This window comes from Actinoalloteichus caeruleus DSM 43889 (genome assembly GCF_000429185.2).
Classification (GTDB): Bacteria; Actinomycetota; Actinomycetes; order Mycobacteriales; family Pseudonocardiaceae; genus Actinoalloteichus_B; species Actinoalloteichus_B caeruleus.
The window spans coordinates 3,830,693-3,846,502 of sequence record NZ_AUBJ02000001.1 but is presented as its reverse complement, the minus strand read 5'-3'; the positions used below and the strand labels follow the sequence as shown (position 1 = coordinate 3,846,502).

The following is a 15,810-nucleotide window of genomic DNA, read 5'->3' as shown; positions in this document are numbered from 1 at the left end:
ACCTAGTGGTCTCCTCCGACAGTTCCGGCGCACGTAGCCGTGTGGGTTCAGGTGGCCGAGCTGGCCGCGTGGGAGTCGGCGGTGGGGCGGGGCGTCCTCCCGTCGTCGTCCGGCTCCCTCTCCTCGGCGGCGACGGTGCCGCGGAACAGGAACACCAGGCCCGCGATCACGACTCCGCAACCGGCCGCCGCGAGGAAGGCCTGGGGCACGCCCACGTTCTCGACCAGCTGGCCGCTGATCGACTGCCCGAGCCCGATGCCGACGGTCACCGAGGTGATCACCCATCCGAACGCCTCGGCGGCCTTGTCCGACGGCGCGACCGCCTCGACCGCGAGCGAGTGGGCCATCGACTGCGGAGTGACCAGCGCGCCGACGACGAACATCACGGCGGCCAGCCCCGCCAACGTCACCGGAACGGCCAGCAGGGTCGTCAGCACGGCGAACCCGCCGAGGAGCACCGGCAGGCGGAGGTGGAGGGGGCGTGGCCACGGGCGGAGCCCGTACAGGAGGCCGAAGACCACGGAGCTGACGGACCAGAGGCTCAACAGGAGCCCGCCGATGGCGGGGTGACCGGCCTCGGTGGCGGCGGCGGGGACGGCGACCTCGACGAACCCGATGACCACACCGAAGCCGAGGACGGCGAGCGCCACGGTCCGCATGCCCGGGACGGCGAAGGCTCCCAGCAGGTGGGCGAGCCGGGACCCGCCGTCAGTCCGGGCCGAGGTGCGCTTCGCCCGGGGCTCCGGGCGCCAGGAGCGGACGGTGGTGGTGAGGGCGAACCCGGTGCTGCCCCCGACCATCGCCACCGTTCCCACGACGAGACCGGTCCCCGGCCAGGGTGATGCCGCGAGCAGCCCCGCCAGGCCCGGGCCGAGGATGAAGAACACCTCCACGCTGATGGCCTCGTAGGAGAGCGCCGCCGTGCGGGCGGGGCCCGGCGGCAGGAGCCTGCGCCAGAGGGCGCGGGACGCCGTTCCGAGCTGGGGTTCGGACAGTCCGATGCACAGGGCCAGCGCCACCAGGGCCGGCACCGGCGCCGAGGACTCGACCAGGGCGATCTGCCCGCAGGCGAGGACGACGAACACCGAGCTGATCGTCAACAGGGGCCGGGTCGGCCCCAACCGGTCGACGATCCGGCCCTGGACCACCGAGCCGAACGCGACGCCGAACAGGGTGGCCGCGGACACGAGCCCGGCGATGGCGAAGGAACCGGTCCGGTCGCGGACGTAGAACAGGATGGACATGCCGATCATGGCGATCGGCAGCCGTCCGACGAGTGAGGTGATGACCGGCCATCTGGCCGCGGGGGTGCTGAGGGCCGCGCGGTAGTCCGCGAGGGAGGCCGAGTGCGACACGGGCCCAGTCTGCGCTCTTTGGTACGGGAGTACCAATCCGTTTTTCGGGTGTGTTGTGTCACCAGGACGGCCTAGACTGAGTGTGGTCGAGCCGTCACGGCCCACTCGTCGGACGCGGGTGGTCCCGGTTCACCAGTCAGGTCATCACTCTTGGTATCGAAGTGCTTGCTCTCTTCGTGGCCGGTAATCGGCGCGGGCGAGTTCAGCGTTACTCTTGGCTACGGGAGTGTGAGTTAGGTTTCAGCTTGGTAACACTGCCGAGCGAATCGTGGAGGGGTAGGCAACGCGGGGAACCCCGTATCCGTCTACCTCGTAGATGTTCCGTTCTCCACGGACGCCATCCGTGGAGGGCAGCGACACTGAGTACAGTGTTGGTGACGGTGGGATGTTGACGGAAGCGGTCGGGGCCGTGACCGTGCCGAGTGAGGCGAAATCCCCCCGTCACGTGAACTGACTCCTCCGGAGATGCGGATCGGGGCCGTGGCCGGAGGGTGGGAAGGTGTGGCCGTCGGGGGACGTGCTACGCCAACGACGGAAGGGTCGGAGCGCCGCGTCGGGGGCGGCGCCCGACCCTTCCGTCGTCTCTCACGTACTGGGCACCCACGGTCATGGCGAAACCCTTCGATGCGTGTTTCGAAGGAACCGGATCTGGTGCCGGCGTCAGACCGGCGGCGCCGAGCCTCCGATGGGCGTGCCGGGGCACGCCACCACTGGGAGTCCCGGGCCTGGAACGTGCGGAGCCACACGTCCCACGGGTGACGGTCGCGTCCTGGGTCAGCGGGCCCGTCGAGCCAGCCGCTCCGGGTCCAGGATCAGCACGCTCTTGCCCTCCAACCGCAGCCAGCCGCGGTGGGCGAAGTCGGCCAGGGCCTTGTTCACCGTCTCGCGGGAAGCTCCGACCAGCTGGGCGATCTCCTCCTGGGTGAGGTCGTGCGTCACCCGGAGCAGGCCCGCCTCCTGGCTGCCGAAGCGCTGCGCCAGCTGGAGCAGCGCCTTGGCGACCCGGCCGGGTACGTCGGTGAAGATCAGGTCGGCCAGCATGTTGTTCGTGCGCCGCAGTCGCCTCGCCAGCACCCGCAGGAGCTGCTCGGCGATCTCCGGACGCTTGCTGATCCACTCCCGGAGCGCGGGGCGGTCCATGCTGAGCGCTCTGACCTCGGTGACCGTGGTCGCCGTCGACGTCCTCGGCCCCGGGTCGAAGATCGACAACTCACCGAACATGTCGGACGGCCCCATGATGGCCAGCAGGTTCTCCCTGCCGTCCGGGGACTTGCGCCCGACCTTGACCTTGCCGGACTGGATTATGTAGAGCCGGTCGCCGGGCTCACCTTCTGTGAAGATCACATGGCCGCGTGGGAAGTCCACGGGCTCCAGTGTCTGAGTCAGCGCCTCGATGGCCGCCGGCTCGACACCCTGGAAGATCCCAGCGCGTGCCAGGGTCTCGTCCACCTCATCCCTCCTGTTGAGAGGCGGCGGCAGCCCGTGACTGGGTACCCCTCGTTACGAATACCTGATGGGTGCCGCCGATCGCTCCTTGCAGTCTAAGACGGGCGGCGTGATCTGCGTGGACGCAGCCTTCCCGCGCGCCCCGAGCGGCGCAGCCGGAAGAGTTCGAGCGCCCGCCCGATGCCCTGCTTGAACAGCGCCCGCACCTCGTCCGGGCGAGCGTTCTCCAGCAACTCCTCGACGTCGTTCTCCTGAACGACCCCGTGGCGGATTCCCTTCTCGACGCGCTCCATGAAGAGCGCGAAGAGCATGATCACAACGGGGACGGCGATGACGAACCAGGCAGTCATGATGTGTCCGATGGTGGCGCATCACGGTGGGTGGCGGCGCCCGGGGTCATGGGTGACCCCGGTAGCCCTTTCGGAATACCCTCGACCTCTCCTCGTCCAGGCTAGGGGTGAGGAGGTGGGCACGCGAACCGATCAGCGGAGCGGGCCGCCGCCGCTGGTACCGACGCGACCGACCACCGACCCGCCTCTCGGCGGGGAACCGCCGTCCCCGGCGGCCGCCGCCCGTACCCTGTGGGAGTGCCGTCCCCCGCGAAGTCCTCCGCGCCCCCCGGCCGTGCCGGTGAGACCCGGCTCGCCCTGGTCCGCCGGGCGAGGCGCATGGACCGCACCCTGCGGACGGCCTATCCGGACGCGCACTGCGAACTGGACTTCACCACCCCGCTCGAACTCGCGGTCGCCACGATCCTGTCGGCCCAGTGCACCGACCGGCGGGTCAACGAGGTGACGCCGGCGCTCTTCCGCCGCTACCGGTCGGCTGCTGACTACGCGGCGGCGGACCGGACCGAGCTGGAGGAGTTGATCCGTCCGACCGGCTTCTTCCGGAACAAGGCGTCGGCGTTGATGGGGCTGGGCGCCTCCGTGGTCGAGCGGCACGGGGGCGAGGTGCCGCGCACCCTGCCGGACCTCGTCGCACTGCCCGGCATCGGCCGGAAGACCGCCAACGTCATCCTCGGGGACGCCTTCGGGATCCCGGGGATCACGGTCGACACCCACTTCGGCCGGCTCACCCGCCGGTGGGGCTGGACGAACCAGAACGACCCGGTCAAGGTCGAACACGAGGTCGGAGAGCTCATCCCCAGGCGGGACTGGACCATGCTGTCCCACCGGGTGATCTTCCACGGTCGCCGCGTGTGCCACTCCAGGACGCCCGCCTGCGGAGCCTGCCTCCTGGCCAGGGACTGCCCCTCGTTCGGGGCCGGACCGACGGACCCCCTGCTGGCTGAGCGGCTGGTCCGGGGCCCCGAAGCCCCCCGACTGCTCCGGCTGGCCGGCGTCCCGGGACACGAGGGCACTCCCGACGAGCCGGCGGGAACCAGCGGCGCGTCGGGTCCCGGTGCCGCTGGACCCACGCCGCCGGCCCAGGGGGGACGGACGTGAGGTCCAGCGTCAGGTGGACCGTCGTCGTGGTGGTCCTCGCGGTCGCGGGCATCGTCGCGCTCTGGCCGAGGGAGGGGGACACCCTCCCCCCGACGGCCTCCGACGACGCCACCGACCCCGCCGTGGCGACCACGCTCAACGCGCTCGACGTGGTTCCGGTGACCCCGCACGACGGGGGTGAGCGGGGTGACCTCGCCGCCGTGGTGGGGGAGGGACCCGCGCTGGTCAACCTCTGGGCCACCTGGTGCGGGCCCTGCGTGGACGAGCTACCGGTCCTCGACGAGTACGCGGCGGGCCAGGACGCCGTCCCCGTGTTCGGGGTGCAGGTGCAGAGCGACCGGGACGCGGGTAGACGGATGCTCGACGAACTCGGGGTGGGCTTCCCGACGGTGCACGAGGACGGGGACCAGCTCCGACGCCTGGTCCGGGCCCCCGTCATGCCGACCAGCTTCGTGGTGGATGCTGCCGGCGACATCCACCGGGTCGAGCCACCCCGCGCGTTCGCCAGCGTCGACGAGGTGGAGCAGGCGGTGCGGAGCTATCTGGGGGGAGGCCGATGACCGAGCGAGCGAGCGCTCACGGCGATCTGGGGCGGGGCGGAGCGTTGGTCGATCCGCGCAGCACGCCACCCTGGCTCGGCCCACTGGTCGCGGCCAGCGACCACATGGAGTCACCGTCGCCGACGGCGGGTGGTGGCGTCGCGGAGAGCGTCCGACCCGCCGCGGTGCTGGTGCTGTTCGGGGAGGACGGCAGCCCGCTGGGCCCGGGTCCGGACCTGCTGTTGTTGCGCAGGGCTGACGGACTGACCCATCACCCCGGCCAGGTCGGTTTCCCCGGTGGAGTCGCCGAGGACGGCGACGACGGACCCGTGGCGGTGGCCATTCGGGAGGCGGAGGAGGAGGTCGGTCTCCACCGCGCCGGGGTGCGTCCGGTGGCGTTGTTGCCGGAGCTCTACATCCAACGGTCGAAGTTCAGGGTGACACCGGTGATCGCGCACTGGCGGCAGCCCTCGCCGGTGCGGCCGGTCGACCTCGCGGAGACCTCCGCCGTCGCCCGGGTCCCCGTCCGCTACCTGGCCGACCCGGGCAACCGCTTCCAGGTCCGGCACCCCTCGGGGTACGTGGGCCCCGCCTTCGCCGTGCCGGGGATGTTGGTCTGGGGGTTCACCGCTGGGCTGATCTCCAGCCTGCTCTCCGTCGGTGAGTGGGCGGAGCCGTGGGACGCCACTGACATCCGGGATCTGGCGGATGCCTGGCAGGCGGTGGAGGCCCCGGCCGGGGCTGGCGGGACGGTCGGCGAGTGAACTGGGTCGACGCGGCCGTCCTGGTCGCCGTCGTGCTCGGCGCCATCTCGGGGGTCCGGCACGGCATGGCGGTGGCAATCTGCGCTGGCCTCGGTGTCGCCGGAGGCGCCGTCGGGGGCCTCATGCTGGCGCCCTGGGTTGCCGACCAGCTGGAGGGGCCGTCCGTCCAGCTCGCGGTGGCCCTGAGCATCCTGTTCAGCCTGGTCGTCATCGGGCAGCTCGCCGGCGTGTACGTGGGCAGGAGCATCAAGCGGAGGTTGGGGCACTCCCGGCTGAGCCGCGTCGACAACTTCCTCGGTGGCGTCGTCCAGGGCCTGATGGTCGTCCTGGTGGCCTGGCTCGTCGCCCTCCCGATCACCTCGGCGGCATCCGTGCCCTGGCTGGCGGCCGCGGTCAAGGAGTCCCGGGTGCTCGGGACCGTCGACGACGTGATGCCACCCGAGGCGAAGGGGCTCCCCAACGAACTCGGACGGCTCTTCGCCTTCTCCGGGTTCCCGCACGTCCTCGACCCGTTCTCCCGAACCCCGGCGGCGGAGGTCGACCCACCCGACCCGGAACTCCAGGCGAGCGCCACGGTGCGACGGGTCAGGGAGAGCGTGGTTCGCGTGCACGGCCAGGCGAGGAGCTGCCAGCGCCTGCTCAACGGCAGCGGGTTCGTGGTCGCACCGCACCGCGTGATGACCAACGCGCACGTGGTCGCCGGAGCGGACCAGGTGACGGTGGAGGTGGAGCGGGCGAGCCTGCGGGCCACCGTCGTCCTGTACGACCCGAGCCGGGACGTGGCGGTGCTCGATGTCCCCGACCTGTACGCCGAACCACTCGACTTCGCCCCGGACCCCGCGGCGACCGGCGACGGGGGGATCGTGCTCGGCTACCCGTTGGGCGGCCCCTACACGGCGAGCGCAGCCCGGATCCGGCAGCGGATGACCCTGACCGGCCCGGACATCTACGACCAGAACACGGTCGAACGGGAGATCTACACGGTCAGGTCAGCCGTGCGCAGCGGGAACTCGGGAGGACCGCTCGTCGACCCGGACGGACGGGTCCTGGGCGTCGTGTTCGGAGCCGCGGCCGACCAGAGCGAGACCGGGTACGTGCTCACCAACGCCGAGATCGACGAGGACGTCCGGACGGCCACCGGTCTGACCGACGAGGTCCCGACAGGTGAGTGCTCCGCCTAGGTGATCCGCCCCGGCCACCCTCGGCGAGGTCAGGACCGAGCCCGCCCGTGACGGATCAGGCCGTCACCCGCGTGAGGAAGCGGACGAGCAGGTCGTTGACCCGGTCCGGGGACTCGTGGTGGGGGAAGTGGCCGACGCCGGGCAGTTCCACGCGCTGCGATCTCGGCCCCGTCCAGGGGCTGGACCTGGCGGCCGTCGCGGGGAGGAAACACGGGTCGAGCCGCCCGTGCACCTGGAGGACCGGAACCGTGGCCCGCCGGTCGACGGCCTCGGCGAAGTGCCGCCCGTCGGATCGGAACTGGGAACGCACGCTCCAGCGGTAGTACTCCATCGCCGAGTGCGCCACCCCGGGGATGAGCATCGCGGTCCGGTGCGTGCGCGCCACCTCCGCGAAGTCCGACGTCTGCCGCCAGTCCGGCCCCGACCACCCCCGCAGCAGTGCCTCGACCTGGCTCGCGGCGTTCCTGGTCAGCCGCGTCTCGGGGAGGCGGGGCAGTTGCGCGGCGAAGAGGTGCCGCGCACTCCGGGCCTGGGCGCGGGCGGTTCGCCGCAACGGTCGGGTCAGCCCGAGCCAGATCGCCCGCCGCAACGCCAGGGGATGCGCACCACCGAGGACCGTGATCGAGTTGACCAGCCTCGGGTGCAGGGCCGAGAGCGTCCACGCCAACATGCCGCCCCAGGCGTGCCCCACCAGGTGCGCTCGCTGCTCACCCAGCGCCTTGACCAACCCGGCGACGTCACCGGCCAGCGTCCAGCCGTCATACCCCCTGGGGGGCTTGTCGGAGTCGCCGTAGCCGCGCAGGTCGACGGCGACCGCCCGGTAACCGGCCTCGGCGAGCGCGGTGAGTTGCCCTCGCCAGGCCCACCAGAACTCGGGGAAACCGTGCAGCAGGAGGACCAGGGGCCCCTCACCGAGCTCGGCGACGTGCAGGCGGATCCCGTTGGCCGAGACGTCGTGGTGCGCCCACGGGCCGGCGAGCCGGGCGGTGGACGGGTCGGGTGGCAGGCTCACCGTGGCGGTTGCTCAGCCGGTCCGGTCCGGGTCGCCGCCGTCGAGGCGGTCCCGGTGGCCGCTGAAACCAGCGGCTGTCTCCCGCACCGTGCTGATGGTTCGTTCGGGCTTGCGGATGCTGCGGACCCGGCGGTATCCCTTGTAGGCGAGGAAGCCGGCGACCAACAGCATCAGCAGGAAGACGATTCCGAAACCCGCCCACCGGGGCAGCCACACCGCCAGCAGCTCGGCGAACGTGAAGAACAGGAAGAAGGAGCTGAAGGCGAGGACGGTGAGGGCCAGCACGAAGTAGACGCTGCCCCGCAGGCCCTTCTTGACCTCGGCCGTGATCTCCTGTTTCGCCAGCTCGACTTCGGCCCTGATCAGGGTGGACATGTGAACGGTGGCCTGGCGGACCAGGTTGCCGATCGACTTCTCCCCGGCGGCTCCGTCGGTGCGGTCGTCCTCGGACAGCGGGATCGAGGGGATGGGTGGTGTCCCCTCTCCGTCCCAGCGTCCGTTGCTGTGGTGTCCGGCGCTGCTCACCGCGTCATGGTGCCATGTCGCCGGACACCCGCACGCGCGACACGGGTGATCTCCACCTGGGCCCGTTGGCGCTCCGCCGGACGGCCGAAGCGGAACCGCCGAGGTGAGCTAGGTAATCGTTGCCCCCGGAGAGCGGGGCGGCCGGCGTATGTTGCTCGGGTGTCTGAGAACGCCGCTGACGAGAGAACGCTGGACGGGGTGCCCTGGGCGAAGCTGGTGATCATCGGACTGGTCGCGGGCGCGCTGTCGGGGCTGTTCGGACTCGGCGGTGGCGTGGCGATCGTTCCGCTGCTGGTCACCCTGGTCGGATTCGACCAGCGGCAGGCCGTGGCCACCTCGTTGCTCGCGCTGGCCCCGCTGTCGGTCGCCGGGGCCGCGTCCTACGCGTGGCACGGCCAGGTCAACCTGTGGATGGCCGTGCCGCTGGCGGTCGGGTGCATGACCGGCGCCTGGTTGGGCGCCTCGCTGTTGAACCGGGCGCCGCTCGCCCTGCTGAGGTGGGCCTACGCGGTCGTGTCCATCTGCACCGCCGTCTACCTGTTGGTCGGGCCGGCGCCCCAGGTGTCCTCGGACGTCGGGCCCGGGTGGCCGCTGCTGTGGCTGCTGCCGATCGGGCTGGCCATCGGCGTGCTCTCGGCACTGACCGGTATCGGGGGCGGGGCCATCATGGTTCCGGTGATGCAGCTGGGGTTCGCCGCGCCCGCGGCGATGGCCAAGGGGACCTCGCTGCTCGTGATCACCCCGACCTCGATCCTGGGCGGGGCGCGCGCCCTGCGCAAGGGGAACGGATCGCTGCGCGCGTCCTTGTGGATCGGCTGCTCCGGGGTGTTGGCCACCGTCGCCGCCAGCCAGTGGTCGGTGGTGATGGACCAACGGCTGTCCGACCGGCTCTTCGCCGCGCTGTTGGTCTTCGTGGCCCTCAAGACCGTCTGGGGGGACCTGCGGGCGCTCCTGCGGCGGCGCCCCCGCGCTCGGACCGCTGACCCGGGTCAGCCCGCGAGCGCGTCCGCGATCGCGTTCGCCTCGGTGGCCCCGGTGGTGAGCGCCGCACAGCAGTGCTGGATCCACCGGCCGACCGCCTCCGGGTCGCCGCTGGCGAACCCCTCGGCCGCCGAACGGTAGTCGTCGCGCCGGCGGAGGAACGCCACCTCGGGCACGACCAGGCCCTTCGGGTCCAGGCCGGTCGCGATGGCGGTGAGCCGAGCCGCCGCCCTGGCCACCAGGCCGTCCGCCGAACCGAACGGTCGCAGCGCCAGCAGCTCGCCGTGCACGACCGCGACCAGGACCGGAGCTGGCGCCCGCGTGCCACCGGCCACCAGCTCGGCGAGCAGCGTCAGCCGGTCCGTGGCACCAGCGTCGGCGCGCGGCCGGCCGAGTCCCGCGCGGCCAGCGTCGTCGACGAGGTCGGCGGCCGCGAGCACGTGCATCCGCGCCAGCACCTGGCCTGGCGCCCGCTGCCACGTGGGGAGGAGGCCTCCCAGCGCCTCGGCCAGCCGGAGGGAGCCCGCCAGCACCGGATCGCTGACCGCACCGGAGTCGGGAAGCGTGACGGCGGCTCCCTCGATCCCCGCCGAGGCGCGCGCAGCCCGCACGGAGGCCTCCGCGCCCGTGGTGGCCCAGCCACGCCGGTTCGCGGGGTGGCGGTGCACCGCGTCGACGTCGGCGCGAGCACGCCGCACGGCCTCCTCCACGCCGGGAAGGCCGAGCAGCGGGGCGAGGGGGTCGGTCATGAGGCGGACAGTACCCAACCGGTGGGCACCGCGACACCAGCCGGCGCCGCCCCCGGTTGGCGACCACCACCGTCCGGGCGGACATCCGGGTCGCCACCCGGACGGGGGAGGTGGTGGCGTCCTGGCGCCGCCGCGGAGCTCGCGCGGACTCCCCGGCTCGGACCTCGGGCTGCTACCCAGAAGGCCGCCCGACGTCTACGGTCACCCTCACATGATGATGTAGACCACGCAGGGGAGGTCCTTCGCGATGACCAACGACACCGGTCACTCCGAGGCCGAGCACGACGCCGTCACCCTGGACAACCTGCTTCGCGAGAGCAGGGAGTTCCCACCGAGCGAGCGGTTCGCGTCCCAGGCCAACGCCACGCCGGACCTCTACCGGGTGGCCGACCGGGACCGCCTGGCGTTCTGGGCCGACCAGGCCGACCGCCTGCGCTGGGAGACCCGGTGGGACGAGGTGTTGGACTGGTCGGACGCGCCCTTCGCCCGCTGGTTCGTCGGGGGCCGGCTGAACGTCGCGGTGAACTGCGTGGACCGGCACGTGGAGGCCGGCCACGGCGACCGCGTGGCCATCCACTGGGAGGGCGAACCCGGCGACACGAGGACCATCACCTACGCGGACCTCCGCGCCGAGGTGTCGCGCGCGGCGAACGCGCTGACGGAACTGGGTCTGCGGGCCGGTGACCGCGTCGCCGTGTACCTGCCGATGATCCCGGAGGCGGTGGTCGCCCTCCTGGCCTGTGCGCGACTCGGGCTCACCCACAGCGTCGTGTTCGGCGGTTTCTCGGCGGAGGCGTTGCGCGCCCGCATCCAGGACGCCGAGGCGAAGCTGGTCATCACCAGCGACGGGCAGTACCGGCGCGGCAAGGCGCTACCCCTGAAGTCCAACGTCGACCTGGCGCTGCGGGACGCGCCCAGCGTCCGCCACGTCCTCGTGGTCAACCGGACCGGCGCCGACGTGGAGTGGACGGCGGACCGGGACCTCTGGTGGCACGAGACCGTCGACCGGCAGTCGCCCGAGCACACCCCGGAGGACTTCGACTCGGAACACCCGCTCTTCATCCTCTACACCTCCGGCACGACGGGGAAGCCGAAGGGGATCCTGCACACCTCGGGTGGCTACCTGACCCAGGCCGCCTACACCCACCACGCCGTCTTCGACCTCAAACCCGAGACCGACGTGTACTGGTGCGCCGCCGACATCGGCTGGGTCACCGGGCACTCGTACATCGTCTACGGTCCGCTCGCCAACGGCGCCACCTCCGTCATGTACGAGGGCACGCCCAACACCCCGCACGAGGGCCGCTGGTGGGAGATCGTGCAGCGCTACCGGGTGTCGATCCTGTACACCGCTCCCACGACGATCCGGATGTTCATGAAGTGGGGCAGCGACATCCCGGCCAACTACGACCTGTCCTCGTTGCGCCTGCTGGGCAGCGTCGGTGAGCCGATCAACCCGGAGGCGTGGATCTGGTACCGCCAACACATCGGCGGCGGGGCGACCCCGGTCGTGGACACCTGGTGGCAGACCGAGACGGGCGCCATCATGATCTCCCCGCTGCCGGGGGTGACGGCGACGAAGCCCGGTTCCGCCATGCGGACGTTGCCCGGGATCTCGGCGGAGATCGTCGACGAGACGGGTGAGCCGGTCGGCCCCGGCGGGGGTGGGTACCTGGTGTTGACCGAGCCGTGGCCGGCGATGCTCCGCGGCATCTGGGGTGACGACGAGCGCTTCCGGGACACCTACTGGTCGCGGTTCGCCGATCGCGGCTACTACTTCGCGGGCGACGGGGCGAAGTACGACGAGGACGGCGCGTTGTGGCTGCTCGGCAGGGTGGACGACGTCATGAACGTCTCCGGCCACCGCATCTCCACCACCGAGGTCGAGTCGGCGCTGGTCTCCCACGCCGCCGTGGCCGAGGCGGCGGTCGTCGGCGCCAGCGACCCGGCGACCGGCCAGGGGATCGTCGCGTTCGTGATCCTCCGCGGGGACGCCACCGAACACGCGGGCGGCGACGAGCTCGTGGCCGAGCTGCGCCAGCACGTGGCGACGGTCATCGGTCCCATCGCCAAACCCCGGCAGATCATGGTCGTCCCCGAGCTTCCCAAGACCAGGTCGGGCAAGATCATGCGCCGCCTGCTGCGGGACGTCGCCGAGAAGCGCGAACTCGGTGACGTCACGACCTTGCAGGACTCCTCGGTCATGGAGTTGATCTCCTCGGGTCTGGGCAAACCCGCCGACGACTGACGCCCGCGTCGTTCGGACCGGTGCCCGGCGGTCTCCTCCGACTGCCGGGCACCGCCGGGCCCGTGGCGCCTCAGGCGTGCGTCAGCTCGGTCAGGGCGGCCCGGACGTGCCCGTCCGCCTCGTCGAGCGCCTGTCGCGCCCGGTCGGCGTCGACGCCGGCGAGCAGGGTCACCAGCGCGGTCTTGACCTCGCCCTCGGCTTCGGTCAACGCCCGTTCGCAGGTGACGTCGTCGGCACCCGTGGCCTCGCGAAGGATCGTCACCGTCCGTCCGCGCAGCTTCGCGTTGCTCGCCTGCATGCTGACCATCAGGTTGGAGTAGGTGCGGCCGAGCCGGACCATCACCGCGGTGGAAAAGGCGTTCAGCACCAGCTTCTGGGCGCTTCCCGCCTTCATCCTGGTCGAACCGGCGATGACCTCGGGGCCGGTGTCCACGGCCAGTGCCACGTCGGCCTGCTGCCGGCAGGTCTCCAGGTTGGAGGGGTTCGCGCTCACCAGCGCCGTCGTGGCTCCCAACCGCCGGGCGGCGGTCAGCGCCCCGATCACGTAGGGGGTCCGCCCGGACGCGGTGAGCCCGAGCACGAAGTCGCGGGCACCCGCCGCCCGTTCGATCGCGGAGGCACCGGCGTCGGCGTCGTCCTCCGCGCCCTCCAGGGCGTGGGCGAAGGCGGCCTCACCACCGGCCTGGTGGACCACGAACAGGTCCGGTGGAACGTTGTAGGTGGGCATCAGTTCGGCCGCGTCGAGGACCGCGAGCCGGCCGGAGGTGCCCGCTCCCACGTAGTGCACCCGGCCGCCGGAACGCAGCGCGTGGACCGCCAGGTCCACCGCGATCGCGAGCTGCGGGAGCACCTCGCGGACGGCGTCGGGCACCAGCCGGTCCTCTGAGTTGATCATCCTGAGGATGTCGGCGCTGGGGAGCAGGTCGATGTCCGTCGTTCTCGGGTTGCGCGTCTCCGTGGGGGAGTTGACGCGTACCACCGTCTGGCCCGTCCGCATGTTCATCAGATGCCGTCCCTCGCCTTGCGCCTGCCATCCGGGCGACTTCCCAGACGCTGTCCCACGACCGCGGCGTAGGTGACCTCCAGCGCCTCCTGAGCCGTTTCGTAGTGCTGCTGGGCGACCCCGATGAACAGGCAGTCGATCAACGTGAGCTGTGCGATTCGGCTCGCCATCGCGCCGCTGCGGAAGGTGGTCTCCCGGGCGGCGGTGGTGAGCACATGGTCCGCCACCTCGGTGATGGGCGCGCGGGGGAAGTTGGTGATGGCCACCGTGGTGGCTCCCCTCGCCCTGGCCACCCGCAGCGCCTCGATGACGTCGGCCGTCGAGCCGGTGTGCGAGATGCCCACCGCGACATCGTCCTCGGAGAGCACCGCGGCCGAGGTCAGCGCGATGTGCTTGTCGTTCCAGGCGAACGAGACTCGCCCGATCCGGTGCAGTTTCTGCTGGAGGTCCATCGCGACGAAGGCGCTGGCCCCCACGCCGTACACGTCCACCCGGCGAGCGGCGGAGACGCGGTCCACGACCTTGCGGAGGGCGATGGGGTCGAGCTGTTCGGCGGTTTCCTCGACCGCCCGGGCGTCGGCGTAGGCGACCTTGCCGATCACGTCGTGCAGGTCGTCGCCGGGGCCGATCTCGCCGCCGAGCTTCTGCTCGTCGCGGACGGCGTTCCGGGCGGTGTCCGCGGCGAGGGCGAGCCGCAGTTCCGGGTAGCCGCGGATGCCGATCGCCTTGCAGAACCGGGTCACCGTCGTCTCGCTCGTCCCGGCGGCCTCCGCCACCTCGGTGATGCTGCGGTGCGTGACCGCCGCCGGGTCCTCCAGTACGACGTTGGCTACTCGCTGCTCCGCTCGGGCCAGGCCAGGTAGCAGTGAGCGGATCCGAACAAGAGGGCTGCCCTCGGTCTGCGCCGCGCTCTGCCCGATACGCTTCGTCACGTCGGAAACTTACTAACAATCATTTTGATTGGTCAATCCTCGTATCCATCTCGTCATCACTCGGTTATCTCGATCGCCTCGAAGGCCGTTCCACCACCAGGAACGTCGCGAAAACCCGAGAAACGCCGTTGCGGAACGGCCTATCGCCGAACGGGCCACCCGCGTTATCACCGTTGCCCGCTTGTTTACGAAACGTGTTAAAGCCACCCGTTAGTGGTTGCGCGCTCACCGCAACGGATGGTGGTGGGAAAAGGGCCGGGATGGGACGGGCCGCGTCGGGGGCGGCCGAACGCGATCGGCCCGTGACCACGAAGCGTGATCACGGGCCGAGGTCCGGCGGGGGCGACAGGGCTACGGAGAGTTCCCGTCGCCGCGGCCGACCACGGAGGCCAGCGCATCGGACACCGCCGCCCGTGCTGGGTTGATCGAGCCCCAGTCCCGAGAGGGGTGCACCCGGTTCGTGAGCAACACGACGACCGAGTTCGAGAGCGGGTCGAGAACCAACGAGGTACCCGTGTAGCCGGTGTGCCCGGCGGTGAGGGGACCACTCAGCCCTCCCATGTAGAAGGGCTGGTCCAACTCGAAGCCCAGCCCCCGGGGGTTGCTCGGGAAGGCGTCGTTGTGGTTGGTGAGCATCTGGCGAACCGTGCTCGGCCGGAGGATCCTGGCCCCGCCGTAGCACCCGCCGTTGAGCATCGTCTGACCGAACACCGCGAGGTCGTCGATGGTGGAGAACATCCCGGCGTGGCCGGAGACCCCGCCGAGCGACCAGGCGTTCTCGTCGTGCACCTCGCCGTGCACCATCCCCCTGGCCGGCACGACCTGGTACTCGGTGGCCGCGACGTCACCCACCGGGTCGTCCGCGTTCCGGAACCCGGTGCCAGCCAGCCCGAGCGGTTCGGTGACGTCCCGCCGCAACAGTTCGTCCAGTGGCAGGCCCGTCACCCGCTCCAGCACGACCATCAACGCGATCATGTTCAGATCGGAGTAGACGTAGGCGCTTCCCGGGGGCACCTGCGGGCGTACCGCGAGGACGGCCCGGAGCCGGGACTCCCGATCCGGCCAGTCCCGCCACAGCGGCAGGAACGGCTCGAGCCCGGAGGTGTGCGTCAACAGCTGGCGAAGGGTCACCCGCTCCTTGCCGTTGTCACCGAACTCGGGGACGTACCGGGACACCGGGGCGTCCAACAGCAGGGCGCCCTCCTCCACCTGCCGCATGACGAGCACCGACGTGAAGAGCTTCGACAGCGAGGCGATGTCGAACACCGTGCCCGTCCCGGCAGGGCGCTGCTCCTCGCCTGGCAGCTCACGGCCCTCGCCGTCCGCGTACCGGAGCGCGTACCCCGCGGAGTCCCGCCGCAGCACCACGTTCTGGTGGGCGTACAACACCGCGGCCCCGGCGAAGAGGGGACGGCCCGTGGCGGGTTCCGCCCAGCGCCGCAGCCGGTCCGCCGCCTCGACGAGCGGCGTGGAGTCCAGGCCGAGCTCCTCCGGGGACCCCTCGCGCAACGTCGGACACGACTCCGCCGACCACGAGGAACTCGCCGACGTCTCCCCGGCCCCCCAGCCAAGACCACTCGCCAGGAACACCGCCGTCACGCACAGGGTGGACAGGGTGGCGCGCACG

The 15,810-nt window shown here is 71.4% G+C and carries 14 protein-coding genes and 1 pseudogene; 6 read left to right on the top strand and 9 right to left on the bottom strand.

Features of this window, described 5'->3' with window-relative positions; all coding sequences use genetic code 11:
• Positions 1-47: 47 nt before the first annotated feature.
• The 3 genes from G443_RS15025 to G443_RS15015 form a co-directional block, all read right to left on the bottom strand.
• A complete protein-coding gene (locus G443_RS15025; protein ID WP_035291460.1) occupies positions 48-1,355 on the bottom strand; it encodes an MFS transporter in 1,308 nt (435 codons plus the stop codon).
• A 774-nt stretch (positions 1,356-2,129) separates the two neighbouring features.
• Positions 2,130-2,804 carry a Crp/Fnr family transcriptional regulator gene (locus G443_RS15020; RefSeq protein WP_016700099.1) on the bottom strand — a complete coding sequence of 225 codons (675 nt, stop codon included), beginning with the start codon at positions 2,802-2,804 and terminating at the stop codon, positions 2,130-2,132.
• Positions 2,805-2,896: 92 nt separating this feature from the next.
• Positions 2,897-3,151, bottom strand: a complete 255-nt coding sequence (locus G443_RS15015; RefSeq protein WP_026417654.1) for a hypothetical protein — start codon at positions 3,149-3,151, stop codon at positions 2,897-2,899.
• Between the two features lie 318 nt (positions 3,152-3,469).
• On the opposite strand from G443_RS15015, the gene nth reads away from it, so the two are divergent.
• From nth to G443_RS14995, 4 genes are read left to right on the top strand one after another with little or no spacing between them, the layout of a single operon-like run.
• Positions 3,470-4,249, top strand: coding sequence for an endonuclease III (gene nth, locus G443_RS15010; protein ID WP_245588722.1), 780 nt, complete (start codon positions 3,470-3,472; stop codon positions 4,247-4,249).
• The gene (locus G443_RS15005) at positions 4,246-4,809 is read left to right on the top strand and encodes a TlpA family protein disulfide reductase (protein WP_026417653.1); all 564 of its coding nucleotides are present in this window, start codon (positions 4,246-4,248) and stop codon (positions 4,807-4,809) included. Before nth ends, G443_RS15005 begins: the two co-directional genes overlap by 4 nt.
• Positions 4,806-5,552 carry an NUDIX hydrolase gene (locus G443_RS15000; protein WP_026417652.1) on the top strand — a complete coding sequence of 249 codons (747 nt, stop codon included), beginning with the start codon at positions 4,806-4,808 and terminating at the stop codon, positions 5,550-5,552. The genes G443_RS15005 and G443_RS15000 overlap by 4 nt, the downstream gene beginning before the upstream one ends.
• Complete coding sequence (locus tag G443_RS14995) at positions 5,549-6,733, top strand: MarP family serine protease (protein WP_026417651.1); 1,185 nt, start codon at positions 5,549-5,551, stop codon at positions 6,731-6,733. Before G443_RS15000 ends, G443_RS14995 begins: the two co-directional genes overlap by 4 nt.
• A gap of 55 nt (positions 6,734-6,788) precedes the next feature.
• Here G443_RS14995 and G443_RS14990 read toward each other — a convergent pair whose 3' ends face one another.
• Positions 6,789-7,745, bottom strand: a complete 957-nt coding sequence (locus G443_RS14990; protein WP_026417650.1) for an alpha/beta fold hydrolase — start codon at positions 7,743-7,745, stop codon at positions 6,789-6,791.
• 12 nt (positions 7,746-7,757) lie between these two features.
• Positions 7,758-8,270, bottom strand: coding sequence for a phage holin family protein (locus G443_RS14985; RefSeq protein ID WP_030226157.1), 513 nt, complete (start codon positions 8,268-8,270; stop codon positions 7,758-7,760).
• A gap of 6 nt (positions 8,271-8,276) precedes the next feature.
• Here G443_RS14985 and G443_RS14980 point away from each other — a divergent pair.
• A pseudogene (locus tag G443_RS14980) lies at positions 8,277-9,212 on the top strand (sulfite exporter TauE/SafE family protein); the annotation flags it as partial.
• 47 nt (positions 9,213-9,259) lie between these two features.
• Here G443_RS14980 and G443_RS14975 read toward each other — a convergent pair.
• Complete coding sequence (locus tag G443_RS14975) at positions 9,260-10,000, bottom strand: Fic family protein (protein WP_026417649.1); 741 nt, start codon at positions 9,998-10,000, stop codon at positions 9,260-9,262.
• Positions 10,001-10,247: 247 nt separating this feature from the next.
• Between G443_RS14975 and acs the strand changes: the two genes are divergently transcribed.
• The gene (gene acs / locus G443_RS14970) at positions 10,248-12,248 is read left to right on the top strand and encodes an acetate--CoA ligase (protein WP_051313492.1); all 2,001 of its coding nucleotides are present in this window, start codon (positions 10,248-10,250) and stop codon (positions 12,246-12,248) included.
• Between the two features lie 70 nt (positions 12,249-12,318).
• Here acs and murQ read toward each other — a convergent pair whose 3' ends face one another.
• From murQ to G443_RS14955, 3 genes are all read right to left on the bottom strand, one after another.
• Complete coding sequence (gene murQ / locus G443_RS14965; protein WP_026417647.1) at positions 12,319-13,245, bottom strand: N-acetylmuramic acid 6-phosphate etherase; 927 nt, start codon at positions 13,243-13,245, stop codon at positions 12,319-12,321.
• A 5-nt stretch (positions 13,246-13,250) separates the two neighbouring features.
• On the bottom strand, positions 13,251-14,183 hold the full coding sequence (locus G443_RS14960; protein WP_245588698.1) for a MurR/RpiR family transcriptional regulator: 933 nt from the start codon (positions 14,181-14,183) through the stop codon (positions 13,251-13,253).
• 351 nt (positions 14,184-14,534) lie between these two features.
• Positions 14,535-15,809 (bottom strand): serine hydrolase domain-containing protein, encoded by a 1,275-nt coding sequence (locus G443_RS14955; protein WP_245588697.1) that lies wholly within the window; start codon positions 15,807-15,809, stop codon positions 14,535-14,537.
• Between the last annotated feature and the right edge of the window lies 1 nt (position 15,810).